Raw genomic sequence first — 259 nt, 5'->3', positions numbered from 1 at the left:
TTACACATAGGCGCACTTGTCTCCTTTAGTTTGGGTTTGGTCACTTTAAATTATAGAGGCAATTGCGCTTTTTGTGTATTAAAAAAAGCAGGAAGTTTTACCTTCCCACCATAAAATATGAAGAACCAACAAAAAAAAGAGCTCAAGACATTACATCTTTAAGCTCTTAATCTATAAATTATTTTTGATGGTCAGCAAATGTGCGACCTTTCATAGGTCTGCTTCCACCGCTGCTCTTCTCTTTACGGTCGAATTTTTT

1 protein-coding gene is annotated in these 259 nt (G+C 35.9%); it reads right to left on the bottom strand.

From position 1 onward, the window contains the following. Positions 1 to 178: 178 nt before the first annotated feature. Positions 179 to 259 (bottom strand): hypothetical protein (locus IDG60_RS22090; protein WP_241013316.1); only part of this gene is annotated, 81 nt, incomplete at its 5' end.

It is taken from the genome of Staphylococcus sp. EG-SA-2 (genome assembly GCF_017152085.1).
Note: the sequence above shows the minus strand (reverse complement) of the source record. Positions and strands in the feature narration are given on the sequence as shown.